The sequence below is a fragment of the Rhizobium sp. S163 genome, assembly GCF_030380805.1.
Lineage (GTDB): Bacteria > Pseudomonadota > Alphaproteobacteria > Rhizobiales > Rhizobiaceae > Rhizobium.
Window position 1 is genome coordinate 195,359 of sequence record NZ_JAUDSA010000019.1, and the last position, 12,914, is coordinate 208,272.

Consider the following 12,914-nt stretch of genomic DNA (forward strand, 5'->3'; position numbering starts at 1 on the left):
GATTGCAGTCAACGTGAAGGCAAAAGCATAGCGCGAGGAGAAACGATGCCTATTCGGCCCATTCAGCATCGGCGGTAAAGGCGATGGTCAGCCAGCGATTGGCCCCCTCGCCGCCGATCCGGTCTCCGATATCATCGCGCAGCGCGTCCCATTCCTCGATCGTCTTGGCGGGCAGCCCCTCGGGGACGATGAAATAGAGCTCGACCTCCGTCGCCCTTCCGACGCGCGCGACATAGGCGCGATAGGAGAGGAAGCCAAGGCGCTGAACGGTCTCCGACGCCACCTGGTCGACATGCTCCTGCAGATCGACGGGCGCGATCAAGAGCACCTCGCTCAGCGCTTTCAAGATCGTGCCGATCGGCAGCGGGATCATGACAAGGCAGACGAGGCCGAGCACCACGGGGTCGACATATCGGGCGATCCAGGCCATCGGCGTCGGCAGCACCGCAAGACCGATCACGAAGGCGACAAGCAACGCAAACGCGATACCGCCGGACATGATCCAGGCCTTGATATCGAGCGCGATGAAATCGGACTTCAGGCTGCGGTTCAACGCAATGCCGATCGACGCCATGACCACGCAGACGACAAGCGTGGCGCCGGAATAGACGATCGCGGCGCCGAAATGCAGCTCATGCCCGCCATTGATGACGCTGATGACGGCATTGATCAGCGCGTAGACGGCGACCGTCATCAGCAGGCAGCCATTGAGCAAAAGCACGATCGGCTCCAGATGCCAGAAGCCCATGGTGAAGCGATTGCGGATGCGGCCGGACTTGGCATTGTTCTCCGCCGACCGCACGATGAGGCTCGACACCCAGAGCGCAAGCCCGGTCATTGCCGCATCGGCCAGCGAATAGACGCCGTCGAAGGCGATGGAAAATGAGCCCGAGATGATGCCGAAGACGATGCCGAGAGCCGCCACCACGACGGTCGCCACGATCGATATGGTCAAAAAGCGCTGCTCGTTCCGCATCCTTGTCTCCGCTTGGCTGCCCATCTCATTTTAGCGCGTTCACACAAATGGTGAAGGCTTCAGGCGTGGCGGCTTACTACGCATTGATCCGGATTGCGAGCCTTGCGGATTGGGAAGAGGATGCCCGTGGCCGCACAAGCCGGGACGCCATCCCGGGCCGTGCCGGGGCTATCGTCCACAGCGGTGAACCGATCTTCGGGAGGGATTTCATGACGACCTCGCAGAACGGCAAAAGCCTCGGGCTCGCCGCCTGTACCGCCATCGTCGTCGGCAACATGGTCGGGTCCGGCTTCTATCTTTCGCCGGCCGCCGTCGCGCCCTATGGCAATCTGGCGATCCTGGTGTGGATGATCATGGGCGCCGGCGCGATCTGCCTTGGTCTCACCTTCGCGCGGCTTGCCGGCATGGTCCCGGCCGTTGGTGGCCCTTATGCCTATACACGGCTTGGCTATGGCGATTTCGCCGGCTTCCTCATTGCCTGGGGCTACTGGATCTCGATCTGGTCGTCGCTTCCCGTCATCGCCATCGCCTTTACCGGCGTGATGATCGATCTCTTCCCCGCGCTCGGCAACCGGCTCACCGCAACCATCCTGACGCTCGGCGTCATCTGGACGATCGTGCTCGTCAACCTGCGCGGCGTCCACGCGGCCGGGCTCTTCGCGCAGGTGACGACCTATGCCAAGCTCATCCCCTTCGGCGCCGTCGCCATCATCGGTCTCCTCTATATCGACACCTCGCATTTCGCCGAATTCAACCCCAGCGGCCAGTCGCTGCTGCAATCCTTCGCGGCCCTGGCGCCGCTGACCATGTTTGCCTATCTGGGTCTGGAATCGGCCACTGTTCCCGCTGGCGATGTCCGAGACGCGCGCCGAACAATCCCCCGTTCGACCGTGCTCGGTATCTCCATCGCCGCGGCTCTTTATGTCCTCGGCACCGTCGTCGTGATGGGTGTCGTGCCGCGCCCGCAACTCATCCACTCCGTCGCCCCCTTCTCGGAAGCGGCGGAGCTGATGTGGGGGCGTGGCGGCGAACTGGCGATCTCGATCGCGGTGGTGATCTCCTCGATCGGCGCGCTCAACGGCTGGACGCTGCTGATGGGTCAGGTGCCGATGGCGGCAGCCCGCGACGGCCTGTTCCCACCGCTCTTTGCCCGCCTCTCCAGCCGTGGCGTGCCTGCCATCGGCATGGTGGTCTCGGCCACCTTCGCGACCCTGCTCGTCCTCGTCCAGGCGGTCGGCTCCGATAGCTTCGCGGCGGTCTATCGGCTGATGGTGGGGCTGAGCACGATGACGGCAGTCGTCCCCTATGCCTTCTGCGCGCTCGCCGGCACCCTTGTCGCCTCGCGGCTGAGCAACGGGCAAAAGACGCCCCGCGTCACCGTCATCGAATTGATCGCCTTCCTGTTCGCCATGTTCACGCTCTATGGCTCGGGCGCCGAGCCGGTGCTCTATGGCATGGTGCTCCTGATGCTCGGCATTCCTGTCTATGTCTGGCAAAGGCGAAACGGCGAGGTCGCACGCACTCAAAGCGTTGAAACGCAAAACGGGGCGCCGATACGCCCCGCTGCCTCTCTCTGATCATTGCCTCCTCCGGTCCGCCCGTTCACCCGTGCCAGCTGAGCCCACCGAAGCAGCCATCGATGATCGTGCCGAGCTCGCCCCGAACCATGCCGGCAATATCCGCGAGTGAGCCGATCGCCGCCGCCTTGCCCGTCGTCTCGGCGAAATGACATGCGGCATCGACCTTCGGCCCCATGGAACCGGCCGGAAAATCGAACTGCTTCATGTCGCCAGGGCGGGCCTTGTGGATCGCCTTTTGCGACGGCTTGCCCCAATCGAGGCAGACGGCCGGCGCGTCGGTCGCCATGATCAGCAAATCGGCGCCAATCTCCCGCGCCAACAATTCCGAGCAGAGATCCTTGTCGATGACCGCTTCGACGCCAACCAGGTGACGCTCCTTGCCCTTCTCATACATGGTCGGTATCCCGCCGCCGCCGGCGCAGATGACGATGGTGCGCTGATCGAGCAGCCACCGCACCGGCCGGATCTCGAAGATGCGCTTGGGAAGGGGCGATGCAACGACCCTGCGCCACTTGTCGCCATCCTGCTTGAACACCCAGTTCTTTTCCGAACGGATGCGATCGGCATCCGCCTTCTCGTAAACAGGGCCAACGAACTTGGTTGGGTTCGTGAAGCCTGGATCGTCGGCATCGACCTCGACCATGGTGAGCAGCGTCGCCAGCGGCTGCTCGAAGGGCAGCACATTGCCGAGCTCCTGTTCCAGCATGTAGCCGATCATCCCCTCCGTCTCGGCGCCGAGCACGTCGAGCGGATAGGCTTCATCCGGCTTGTAGGCAGCGCCCTGCAGCGCAAGCAAGCCGACCTGCGGCCCGTTGCCATGGGTGATGATCAGCTGATGCTCGGCGGCCAGCGGCGCGATCGCCTCGGCCGCCACCCGCGTATTGCGTCTCTGGACATCCGCGGTCATCGCTTCCCCGCGTCGGAGAAGAGCGTTGCCGCCAAGCGCGATGACGATCCGCATCCTAGTCTCCCAATGTCGCGACAAGCAGCGCCTTGATCGTGTGCAGCCGGTTTTCCGCCTGCTCGAAGGCGACATTGGCCTCGGATTCGAACACTTCGCCGGTGACTTCCAGGCCATTGCTCATGCCGTAATCCTCGGCGATCTGCTTGCCCAGTGTCGTCTCGGTATCGTGGAAGGCCGGCAGGCAGTGCATGAATTTGGTCTGCGGATTGCCGCTCGCCTTCATCAGTTCTTCGTTGACCTGATAAGGCGTCAACAGCTTGATGCGCTCGCGCCAGACGTCCTTCGGCTCGCCCATCGACACCCAGACATCCGTGTGGATGAAATCGACGCCCTTGACCGCCTCCTTGGGATCGTCGGTGATCAGAAGCCGCGCGCCGGATCGCTCCTGCAATTCCCTCGCGATCTTGATGTATTCCTCGGCCGGCCACAGCGATTTCGGTCCGCATATCCGGACATCCATGCCCATAAGGCAGCCGACGATCAGCAACGAATGGCCCATGTTTGAGCGCGTGTCGCCGATATAGGCGTATTTGATATCGGCGATCGGCTTGTCGGCATGCTCGCGCATGGTCATGACGTCGGCGATCATCTGGGTCGGATGATACTCATCCGTCAGGCCGTTATAGACGGGCACGCCGGCATAACGCGCCAGCGTCTCCACCCCATGCTGCGCCGAACCGCGATATTCGATCGCATCATACATGCGGCCAAGCACGCGCGCCGTGTCCTTGAAGGATTCTTTGTGGCCGATCTGCGAGCCGGACGGATCGAGATAGGTAACATTCGCCCCCTGGTCCGAGCAGGCGACCTCGAAGGCACATCGCGTGCGCGTCGAGGTCTTTTCGAAGATCAGGCAGATCTCCTTGCCCTTCAGGTGCTGCTGCTCGGTGCGGGCATATTTGGCCCGTTTGAGATCGCGCGCGAGGTCCAGAAGGTAGCGGAATTCGCGCGGCGTATAATCCTGCACGGTCAGAAGCGAACGGTTGCGCAGATTGAAGCTCATGGTCTTGCTCCGTAGGGCTGTTTCAGGATGTCTGTTGTCAATAGGCGGGGTCGCGCCAGATCGGGCACGTCATGCAGTGCCCGCCGCCACGGCCGCGGCCGAGTTCGGAACCGCGAACGGTAATGACCTCGATGCCTGCCTTGCGAAGAAGCGTGTTGGTGTAGGTGTTGCGGTCGTAGCCGACCACGACGCCGGGCTCTAAAGCGACGACGTTGTTGCCGTCGTCCCATTGCTCGCGCTCGGCCTGGTAGGCGTTCCCGCCTGTTTCCACGACCCTGAGCTTGCCGACACCGAGCGCCTTGGCGACGATATCGAGCATCGGCTCCGTCTCCGGATGAATGTCGAAATTGCCGTCGTCATCCGTCTGCACCATGCTGTAGCAGCGGATCTGATCGACGACTTCGGCAAACAGCGTCACCACATCGCGGTCGCAGAAGCTGAAGACCGTGTCGAGGTGCATCGCCGCCCGGCTCTTCGGCATCAGGCAGCCGATGACCCTGGTGACCGCCTTGTTCTTGAACAGCGCGCGCGCGACCTGGCCGACCGCCTGATAGGTGGTGCGCTCGCCCATGCCGATCAGTACGGTGCCGTTTCCGATCGGCATGACGTCGCCGCCCTCGATCGAGGCATTGGCGAAATCCTCGTCGCTGTCACCCCACCAGATCTTGAAATCGCCGTCGCGGAACGTCGGATGAAACTTGTAGACCGCGCGCTGGATCAGCGTCTCGGGCTGCCGCGCCGGCCAGAACATCGGATTGCAGGTCACGCCATTATAGATCCAGCAGGAGGGATCGCGCTGGAAGAGCGTGTTCGGGATGGGCGGAATGACGAACTCGGTCTCCGACAGCGCGCTCAGCATCAGCGTCTTTGCCTTGACGTCAGGCAGGTCGGAGATGGCGATGCCGCCGATCATGAAGGCCGCGAGCTGTGTCGCCGGCATCTCGTCGAGCCAGGGCCGCACCGCCTCGGCGATCTGCGAGCCGAGCACATTCGGCGTGATGCGGCGATCGAGCACGAAATCGCGCGCCGGCTTGTCGGCGAGCGTCTGCGCCAGCATGTCGTGCAGTTCGAGAACCTCGACGCCGCGCTCCTGCATCTTCAGCACGAAGTCGTAATGATCCTTCTGCGCCTCGTGGACCCAGAGCACGTCGTCGAAGAGAAGATCGTGGCAATTGCCCGGCGTCAGCCGCTGATGGGCGAGCGACGGTCGGCAGACCATCACCGTTCTGAGCTTCCCGACTTCCGAATGAACCCCAAAACCGCGCATCGCGCTCTCCTCCAAGCTGCCTGGGATAGCGATCGCCCTGCTACCCACGGATGAGATCAGCCTAACGGGACGGGTTCGGCCGTGTCATTGATCGCAAGCAATGCGCGGAGCGGTATTGCTGGTCAGAGGGCCATCGCGACGGCCGCGGTCATTCCACGTAGAAGACGAGGTTGCCGTTGCGCGCCCGCGTGACCCACTCGATATCGTCGGGCGTCAGCTTCTTCGCCTTCAGCTGTTCGACCAGCCACTTGTTGGAGCGCGCCGCCGCCCGAACGGCTTTCACCTCATCCGGCTTGCCCGGCTGATGCAGCGCGCCGGTTTCGATCGCCGTGCGATAGCTGACGACCGAGAACCGCTTGCCGTGATAGGCCTTCACCGCATCGGGCAGGTTTTCGGCCCAGTTCATGCGGCGATATTCCTTGCGATCCTGCTGCGCACCGACAGGTGCCACCATGACGGCGGCGATCGCAATGCCTGTCGCAAGAACCAGCTTTCTCATCGTAGGGGCTCCATCGAGAATTGGGGGCGCGAATTGGGGAAAGTCCCGCGATAATAGGCCGCTCGAGGAAAGGAGGCATTGAGCCGGATCAACGCATGCGGGCGCTTGAAACGTCCAACATCAATGTTTTCAACGTGTCGGCTACCACAGATGTTACGCGATGCTACGCCTGAAGAGCGCGGTGTAGTGGTAATATACAGTTAGGTAGAGGGTGGATTGGGCAACCGCGCTCTAACCCTTTCGTTGCATTTGAGGGAGAGTTTACTCGATGGCGAATGACCTGACCGTGCACCTCGTCGACGACCAGGAGATACCGCGGCGATCCCTGACGTTCCTGCTGATATCCTCGGGCTTCGCGGTTCGTGCCTATGAGAGCGCTTCTGCGTTTCTGGATCAGTTGCCCGTCTCCGGCAGGGCTTGCCTCGTCAAGGTCACGCGCATGTCCTGCACGGACGGGCTGCAGCTGCTGGAGCGGCTGAATGCGCTGAATGCGAACATCCCCACGATCATCGTCGGCGGCGATGGAGACGTGGAGACGGCCGTGCAGGCGATGAAGGCGGGTGCGGCCGATTTCATCAAGAAGCCGTTCGAGGACCAGGCGCTGATAGCCGCGATAAACCAGGCCACATCGCGCCGGGCGCCTCCCACGCCGACGCCTGTCGATATCGAAACCGTTGCCAACAGGATGCGGCAACTGACAGACCGGGAACACCAAGTTCTGGCCGCTGTTCTTGATGGTCTGCAGAACAAGATGATCGCCTTCAACCTCGGCATCAGCGCCCGCACGGTCGAGGTGCATCGCGCCAACGTCATGGCGAAAATGGAGGCGCGCAACTTGGCGGAACTGCTGCGCATGGTCTTGACGTCAGGCGGCATGCCGCAACCCGCAGCACCTCGCGGCCCGGCTCTACCAGCGGTACCGGTCAGGCTACTTTAAGCTGCGTTCGACAAAGCCATTGAAACCACACATGGATATGGGATATGCTCTATTAGTAGGGACTAAAGATGATTGCGTGATCGTGTCGGAGGGGCATCATGAGTAGCGCAAAGGTCGAGTTTTCGGGCGAACCAGGACCTAAACCGGACGATATCCTCCAGCAACTCGAGCGTGTTCTCGCCAGCGACGAGTTTCACTCGCCCGAGCGTGGCCGGAAGTTCCTGCGCTTCGTGGTCACCGAGACCCTGGAGGGACGCGCCCAGTTCCTCAAGGCCTTCACCATCGCCAATGAAATCTTCGGCAGACAAAGTTCGTTCGACGCACAGAACGACCCCGTCGTCAGGATAGAAGCTGGCCGCATTCGCCGTGGCCTCGAGCGCTATTATCTCGTCGCCGGGCAGTCCGATCCGATCGTGATCACCATACCCAAGGGCGGCTACGTCCCGCATTTCGATTATGCCGAGCCATCGCATCCATCCGCCGCTCCGGCGCCTCGTTCCGAGCCCGCGACGACACGCGCACCAGCCGATCGCACGAGGCGAGATACAAGAGCGTTCGCCGCGCTTGCCGTTGGCGCAACACTCCTGATCGCCGCGACAGCCGGTTACTTCCTTTGGCCGACGGGTTTGCTGAATGGCCGGGCCGGAACGCATCAATCCCCGGTCGCCGAAACCTCCAGCCCGATGATCGTCGTCGAAAACTTCCAATCGGATGGAGAAGAAGGCGCCACCGCCGATATCGCCCAGGGGTTGAGGGACGAGATCATCGGCCAGCTCGCAACCTTCGACGACATCATCGTCGTCGCCGACCCATCGAGGGCCAAGGACGGAAACCTGCACGGCTTTGCCTTGCAGGGCAGCGTTCAGCGCGACGGCAACAGGCTGCGCTCGATCTCGAGGCTGATCCGGCGGTCGGATGCCGCTGTCATCTGGGCGAACAATTACGACGCCGATCTTGGCGCCAAGAGCATCCTGCAGATCCAGGCCGATATCGGACAGGATATCGCGGTGTCCGTCGCCCAGCCCTACGGCGCGATCTTCGTCACCGATACCGACAAGATCGCCGAACCGTCCTTGAGCGAAATGGGCGGCGCCTACGACTGTACGCTCGCCTATTACAGCTATCGCCGGGGAATGGATGCAAAGAGCCATGCCGCCGCCCGCGATTGCCTCCTTCGCGCAACCGAGCGCTTTCCTGATAACGCCACCTCCTGGGCGCTGCTGTCGCTCGTCTATCTCGATGAAATCAGGTTCCGCTACAAGCTCGGCGCGCAGCCATCACCCGAGACCATGACGCTGGCGACGAAAGCAGCCGAGCGCGCAACGACAATCGCTCCAAACAATACCCGCGCGCTGCAGGCGGCGATGCTGGTGAGCTTCTTCACCAACGATATCGACAAGGCGCTGAAACTCGGCGCCGCCGCCTATGCCGCCAATGCCAACGATACCGAGGTCGCAGGTGAATACGGGCTGCGGCTGGCGATGTCCGGAAAATGGCAATCCGGCTGCGAGCTCGTCTCCCGCGCCGTCAACAAGGATGCCGGCCCCAAGGGATATTACGAAGTGGGCATGGCGCTCTGCGCCTTCATGCGCGGGGACCTGCAGGCCGCCGAGCTTTGGTCGCGTATGTCTGACCTGGAATACAACCCGATGCACCGCCTGGTTCTGCTTTCCATCCTTGGAGCGGAGGGCAAGACGGAAGAAGCCGCGCAACTGAGAGACTGGCTGAACGCCCACGCGCCCGAGATGATGAAGAACGTCCGCGAGGAAGTATCCCGGCGTCTGCAGCGCCCGGAAGATCTGGAGCGCATGCTGACCGGACTGCGCGCGGTGGGCGTCGGCAACGAGATGGCCGGCCTCAGCGGTGAGCGCTCGAACGCAAACGGCCCAAAGTGAACCGAAAAAGCGTGATCGGCCAACCGGATATTGCTAGCGCCGCTGCGACGCATCCTTGATTTCGCTGACTGCCGCGATGTCCTTGACGACCCGCGTCCCGATCGCGTCCTGCAGATCGAAGACGTTCTGGCCGGTCGTGTCGTGATCGAACCGCTTCGCCCATATCACCCGTCCGTCGGCGCTGCGGATCAACCGCAGCTGCACATGCAGCGCATCGTCCTCGAAGGTGACATTTCCCTGCAACGCAAACACCGCGTTCCCCGCCGCGTCCGCGGGAGAAGAACTGGCGGGCGTCATGACCACGACACCATCGAGCTTCGTCAACTGCGAGATGATCTGATCGTTGAGCCCCCTGGCAATCTCCGCGCCGCCCGAGGGGGCGCCGAGGACGGCGAGTGGCTCGACGATAACGCGCACACCGCCCACCTGGTCCTGCGCCGCCGCTGGTCGGTTGGGCGCCGGCGCAAGATACTCCTCGAGCGGACGAATGAGTGCCAGCATGGCAAGCGCCGCGAAGATGGCGGGAACGCCGACCGGCAGCAGAAGATCGCGATAGCCAAGCTTGCGCCCACTCCGCCCCGGCCGCGCCGCACCGCTCACGTCGCCGGGAGCTGTGGCCGGTCCGTTCACCGCCCCCTCTGCCACGGCCCGCCGCTCGAAGCGCGGCGCGTAATGCCCCTTTGGAATGGTGATATGCACGGGATCGCCGCTTCCGCAGACGAGGTAATAGCGCTCCAGCGCCCGCCGGATGCGGCCGGCCTCGATCCTGACGACAGGATCGCTTTGCGCATCGAAATCCGCGCCGCGACCAAACACCGCCTGCGCGATATTATAGGCGGTCAGCCGCTCGGCTCGACCATCGACCGCCTCTTCGACGATATAGCGCAGAAAACGACGGCCGCGATCAGGTGCCTGGAACTCGCGACTTTTCAAGATCCGCTCGAGCTGGTCGATGATCTCGGCACGGTTCTGTTCGGCGTCGCGGTTCTCGCCGTCGCTCGCTGCCATCGATCCCTCCTGCGGAAAGACCCGGTCGCTCTGTGGGGCTGGGATTTTCTCCTTGGGCGGTTATACACCCCGCGCGCGAAGAGAGCTTCCGTAGCACTACGTAAGGGGAATTTCGAATGTGCCGCGCCACCCGATTTGCCTATTCTGTGGGGAATGGAGGGAGATACGATGTTGCATGTTCACGATCTGCGACAGGAGCCTATCCAAGTCCCCACGCGCCCGCGCGCCTTCGAGCCTGCGGCCCAAGCCGACCAGACGATCAGGCTGAAACAGGACCAGATCGTCTATAGCGAGGGCCAGAAGGTGCTCGCCTTCTATCAGGTGGAAGCCGGCGCGATCAGGATCTACCGGCTGATGCCTGACGGGCACCGGCATATCTTGTCCTTCTGCGCCAAAGGCGATTGGTTTGGCCTCGAACAGGGCGACTGCCGTGCCGACTTCGCCGAGGCCGTCTGCGAGGCAAGGATCCGCCCTTTCGCGACGACAGCAAACAGCACCCCCACGGGCAGCCTGCTCAACATCGCGCTCGCCAATCTGGCGAAGGCGCAGTCGCGGCAGCTGGCGATGATCGAGCAGAGCGCCTTGAAGCGCGTCGCCGTCTTCATCGAGGAGATGGCCGAACGCCACCCCGGCGAGAGCGAATTCGACCTGATGATGTGCCGCAGCGACGTCGCCGACTATCTCGGCCTGACCATCGAAACCGTGGCCCGCTCCTTCACCAAGCTGCGCGAGAGGCACATCATCCGCCTCAAGGGCAAGCTGCAGCGGCGCGTGCAACTGATGGACAGGGACGCGCTTGCGGCACTCGCGCTGTAGGTTTGGTGAACGCACCACGACAAATCGCAAACGATATCGCACCGGAAAAACAGGAGATCTCGATGACAGATGTTGCGCTTCGACGTTCCGCCCGACGCCTCGGTCAGGCATTGCCGATAGCGGCCGCGATGATCGCCCTGCCCTACCTCGCCGGCACAGCCGCGGCTTACGCCGCCGATGATCCCTTGAAGAGCTTCCCAATCGTCATCCACTGCCAGCAGAAGGATACGACCCACATCTTCTACCTCTCCAGGGTCACCGACGCAGGCCTCGCCACCTACGTCGCATCCGATCGAATCGCCGGCACCATCTCGCTCGACGGCCAGGCCAAGGCAGTCGTCGGCGGCGAAGGCGGCGGCAATTGCGTCGGCAAGACGCTCGCGGATCTCCGCGCCGCCCATCAGGCCTATGATCTGAAGCCGCAATGAGAACAGCCCTGTGATACCAGCCAGGTGAAATCAGCCAATCGGCACGAGCTAGCTGATGCCATCCAGTGATGCCGGCCAAGCGATTCAAGCCACAGGCTTCCGCGCCGCTCAAGCCGTCGCGTCGCGACCAGCGCTGGCGTCCACGATGCGCTTGAACTGCTTCTCTGGATTCCGCGCTCCGCCCTACCCCGCGCACTGCACCAACCTCCGCCCTCCGCCGCCGACAACCGGGCTTCGGCAACCAGGTTGCGGCTTGCCCTGCCGGGGTCGTCAGCGTTAGTCTCAGCCGACCATCTCAGCGATCCTTGCGCCATGAAAGGCCTGTCAAGAGTATCGCGCCGATGGGCATGAGGCTTGCGAGGAGACGCCGATGGACACCCCGACAATCGTCATCGACTATGCCGGGATCATCCAGACCTCGCTGGCGCCGGTCTTTCTGCTGGCGGGCACGGCGGCCTTCGTCGGCATCTACGCCACCCGCCTCGGGCGCGTCTCCGACCGGCTGAACGAGGTTGTCGAGAAGAATGAGCCCGACGATAAGCGAGAGCGGCAACTGATCTATCTGCGACGGCGCACGCTGGTGCTCGAAATCGCCGTCATCCTCGGCGTCATCGCCGGCATCTGCACCTGCTGCGCGATCCTCAATTTGTTATCCGGCGCGCTGGCCATCCGCATCCGCCCGCTGAACCTCGTCTGGTTCTTCGGCAGCGCCATCGTCGCCCTGATGCTCTCGCTCATTGCCTTCCTGATGGAACTGCTGGCAGCCGGCCGCAGCATCCTGCTGCAGATCCGCGAAAACCGGCGCCCTAAGATAGGTCGGTAAAGTCTGTAGTGTTTGCTTTTGGGAAAGGAAGATTCGTTGCGGGGGCAGGATTTGAACCTGCGGCCTTCAGGTTATGGTCCTGATGACGACGAACTACATGCACAAGCGAAGATGAAGTCTTCCCGCCATCGATAACGTTGAGGTTCTGGGAAAGATTTGGTTGCGGGGGCAGGATTTGAACCTGCGGCCTTCAGGTTATGAGCCTGACGAGCTACCGGGCTGCTCCACCCCGCGCCAAGTGCAAAACCCTTTGGGTTTTGTCACGGTGCGTAAACTGCGAAGCGGTTTACGCTACTGCCGGAGCAAAACCCAATGGGTTTTGTTCCTGTAAGGGACGCACCATTATAGCTGAGGTGCGTCGAAGTTTCATTCTGTATGTTCGGCCCTCAAAAGCAAAAGGCCGCTTGCGCGGCCCGATGTTTTCGGCTGGGCCGAAGTTTCATGATGAGAAGATTTTATGTTGCGTTTAGCAGACCTGGCAGCGACCGACTCTCCCGCGTCTTAAGACGAAGTACCATAGGCGCAGGGGCGTTTCACGGCCGTGTTCGGAATGGGAACGGGTGCAGCCGCCCCNTTTGAGAAGCTGGTGAAGGCAGAGCCTTCTTTTTAGTCTTGAACACGCCTTGGCGTCATCTGTTTGATGAGCATAAGCAATGAGAACAATTAAGCCGATCGAGCTATTAGTAACGGTAAGCTTCACACATTGCTGCGCTTCCAC

General features: G+C 62.2%; 12 protein-coding genes, 2 tRNA genes and 1 rRNA gene. 6 read left to right on the forward strand and 9 right to left on the reverse strand.

From position 1 onward, the window contains the following. Positions 1–49: 49 nt before the first annotated feature. Positions 50–976 carry a cation transporter gene (locus QTL96_RS22535; protein WP_209191438.1) on the reverse strand — a complete coding sequence of 309 codons (927 nt, stop codon included), beginning with the start codon at positions 974–976 and terminating at the stop codon, positions 50–52. Positions 977–1,185: 209 nt separating this feature from the next. Between QTL96_RS22535 and QTL96_RS22540 the strand changes: the two genes are divergently transcribed. Next, a complete protein-coding gene (locus QTL96_RS22540; protein ID WP_289729273.1) occupies positions 1,186–2,553 on the forward strand; it encodes an amino acid permease in 1,368 nt (455 codons plus the stop codon). A gap of 25 nt (positions 2,554–2,578) precedes the next feature. On the opposite strand, the gene arcC is transcribed toward QTL96_RS22540, so the two are convergent. The 4 genes from arcC to QTL96_RS22560 all read right to left on the reverse strand — a co-directional run bounded on the left by arcC (position 2,579) and on the right by QTL96_RS22560 (position 6,289). After that, complete coding sequence (gene arcC, locus QTL96_RS22545; protein WP_289729274.1) at positions 2,579–3,517, reverse strand: carbamate kinase; 939 nt, start codon at positions 3,515–3,517, stop codon at positions 2,579–2,581. 1 nt (position 3,518) lies between these two features. Continuing rightward, positions 3,519–4,523, reverse strand: coding sequence for an ornithine carbamoyltransferase (locus QTL96_RS22550; protein WP_113199426.1), 1,005 nt, complete (start codon positions 4,521–4,523; stop codon positions 3,519–3,521). Between the two features lie 37 nt (positions 4,524–4,560). Further along, complete coding sequence (gene arcA / locus QTL96_RS22555) at positions 4,561–5,790, reverse strand: arginine deiminase (protein ID WP_047514065.1); 1,230 nt, start codon at positions 5,788–5,790, stop codon at positions 4,561–4,563. A gap of 148 nt (positions 5,791–5,938) precedes the next feature. Beyond that, positions 5,939–6,289, reverse strand: a complete 351-nt coding sequence (locus QTL96_RS22560) for a hypothetical protein (protein WP_289729275.1) — start codon at positions 6,287–6,289, stop codon at positions 5,939–5,941. 268 nt (positions 6,290–6,557) lie between these two features. Here QTL96_RS22560 and QTL96_RS22565 point away from each other — a divergent pair, with 268 nt between their 5' ends. Both QTL96_RS22565 and QTL96_RS22570 read left to right on the forward strand, forming a co-directional pair. Next, positions 6,558–7,226 carry a LuxR C-terminal-related transcriptional regulator gene (locus tag QTL96_RS22565; RefSeq protein WP_289729276.1) on the forward strand — a complete coding sequence of 223 codons (669 nt, stop codon included), beginning with the start codon at positions 6,558–6,560 and terminating at the stop codon, positions 7,224–7,226. Between the two features lie 98 nt (positions 7,227–7,324). After that, positions 7,325–9,121 (forward strand): hypothetical protein, encoded by a 1,797-nt coding sequence (locus tag QTL96_RS22570; RefSeq protein WP_289729277.1) that lies wholly within the window; start codon positions 7,325–7,327, stop codon positions 9,119–9,121. Positions 9,122–9,154: 33 nt separating this feature from the next. On the opposite strand, the gene QTL96_RS22575 is transcribed toward QTL96_RS22570, so the two are convergent. After that, entirely contained in the window at positions 9,155–10,129 is a 975-nt protein-coding gene (locus QTL96_RS22575) for a hypothetical protein (protein WP_289729278.1), read from the reverse strand. Positions 10,130–10,297: 168 nt separating this feature from the next. Here QTL96_RS22575 and QTL96_RS22580 point away from each other — a divergent pair, with 168 nt between their 5' ends. The 3 genes from QTL96_RS22580 to QTL96_RS22590 all read left to right on the forward strand — a co-directional run bounded on the left by QTL96_RS22580 (position 10,298) and on the right by QTL96_RS22590 (position 12,196). Then, the gene (locus QTL96_RS22580) at positions 10,298–10,945 is read left to right on the forward strand and encodes a helix-turn-helix domain-containing protein (RefSeq protein ID WP_289729279.1); all 648 of its coding nucleotides are present in this window, start codon (positions 10,298–10,300) and stop codon (positions 10,943–10,945) included. Positions 10,946–11,073: 128 nt separating this feature from the next. After that, positions 11,074–11,373, forward strand: coding sequence for a hypothetical protein (locus tag QTL96_RS22585; protein ID WP_289729292.1), 300 nt, complete (start codon positions 11,074–11,076; stop codon positions 11,371–11,373). 370 nt (positions 11,374–11,743) lie between these two features. Beyond that, entirely contained in the window at positions 11,744–12,196 is a 453-nt protein-coding gene (locus tag QTL96_RS22590) for a DUF2721 domain-containing protein (protein WP_289729280.1), read from the forward strand. A gap of 37 nt (positions 12,197–12,233) precedes the next feature. Here QTL96_RS22590 and QTL96_RS22595 read toward each other — a convergent pair. The 3 genes from QTL96_RS22595 to rrf form a co-directional block, all read right to left on the reverse strand. Further along, positions 12,234–12,322: transfer RNA gene (locus QTL96_RS22595), tRNA-Leu, on the reverse strand. A 31-nt stretch (positions 12,323–12,353) separates the two neighbouring features. Then, positions 12,354–12,430: transfer RNA gene (locus QTL96_RS22600), tRNA-Met, on the reverse strand. 239 nt (positions 12,431–12,669) lie between these two features. Then, a 5S ribosomal RNA gene (gene rrf, locus QTL96_RS22605) occupies positions 12,670–12,784 on the reverse strand. Between the last annotated feature and the right edge of the window lie 130 nt (positions 12,785–12,914).

Coding starts and splice junctions, on each gene's coding strand:
- QTL96_RS22535 (WP_209191438.1), bottom strand. CDS start 976: ATGCGGAACGAGCAGCGCTTTTTGACCATATCGATCGTGGCGACCGTC.
- QTL96_RS22540 (WP_289729273.1), top strand. CDS start 1,186: ATGACGACCTCGCAGAACGGCAAAAGCCTCGGGCTCGCCGCCTGTACC.
- arcC (WP_289729274.1), bottom strand. CDS start 3,517: ATGCGGATCGTCATCGCGCTTGGCGGCAACGCTCTTCTCCGACGCGGG.
- QTL96_RS22550 (WP_113199426.1), bottom strand. CDS start 4,523: ATGAGCTTCAATCTGCGCAACCGTTCGCTTCTGACCGTGCAGGATTAT.
- arcA (WP_047514065.1), bottom strand. CDS start 5,790: ATGCGCGGTTTTGGGGTTCATTCGGAAGTCGGGAAGCTCAGAACGGTG.
- QTL96_RS22560 (WP_289729275.1), bottom strand. CDS start 6,289: ATGAGAAAGCTGGTTCTTGCGACAGGCATTGCGATCGCCGCCGTCATG.
- QTL96_RS22565 (WP_289729276.1), top strand. CDS start 6,558: ATGGCGAATGACCTGACCGTGCACCTCGTCGACGACCAGGAGATACCG.
- QTL96_RS22570 (WP_289729277.1), top strand. CDS start 7,325: ATGAGTAGCGCAAAGGTCGAGTTTTCGGGCGAACCAGGACCTAAACCG.
- QTL96_RS22575 (WP_289729278.1), bottom strand. CDS start 10,129: ATGGCAGCGAGCGACGGCGAGAACCGCGACGCCGAACAGAACCGTGCC.
- QTL96_RS22580 (WP_289729279.1), top strand. CDS start 10,298: ATGTTGCATGTTCACGATCTGCGACAGGAGCCTATCCAAGTCCCCACG.
- QTL96_RS22585 (WP_289729292.1), top strand. CDS start 11,074: ATGATCGCCCTGCCCTACCTCGCCGGCACAGCCGCGGCTTACGCCGCC.
- QTL96_RS22590 (WP_289729280.1), top strand. CDS start 11,744: ATGGACACCCCGACAATCGTCATCGACTATGCCGGGATCATCCAGACC.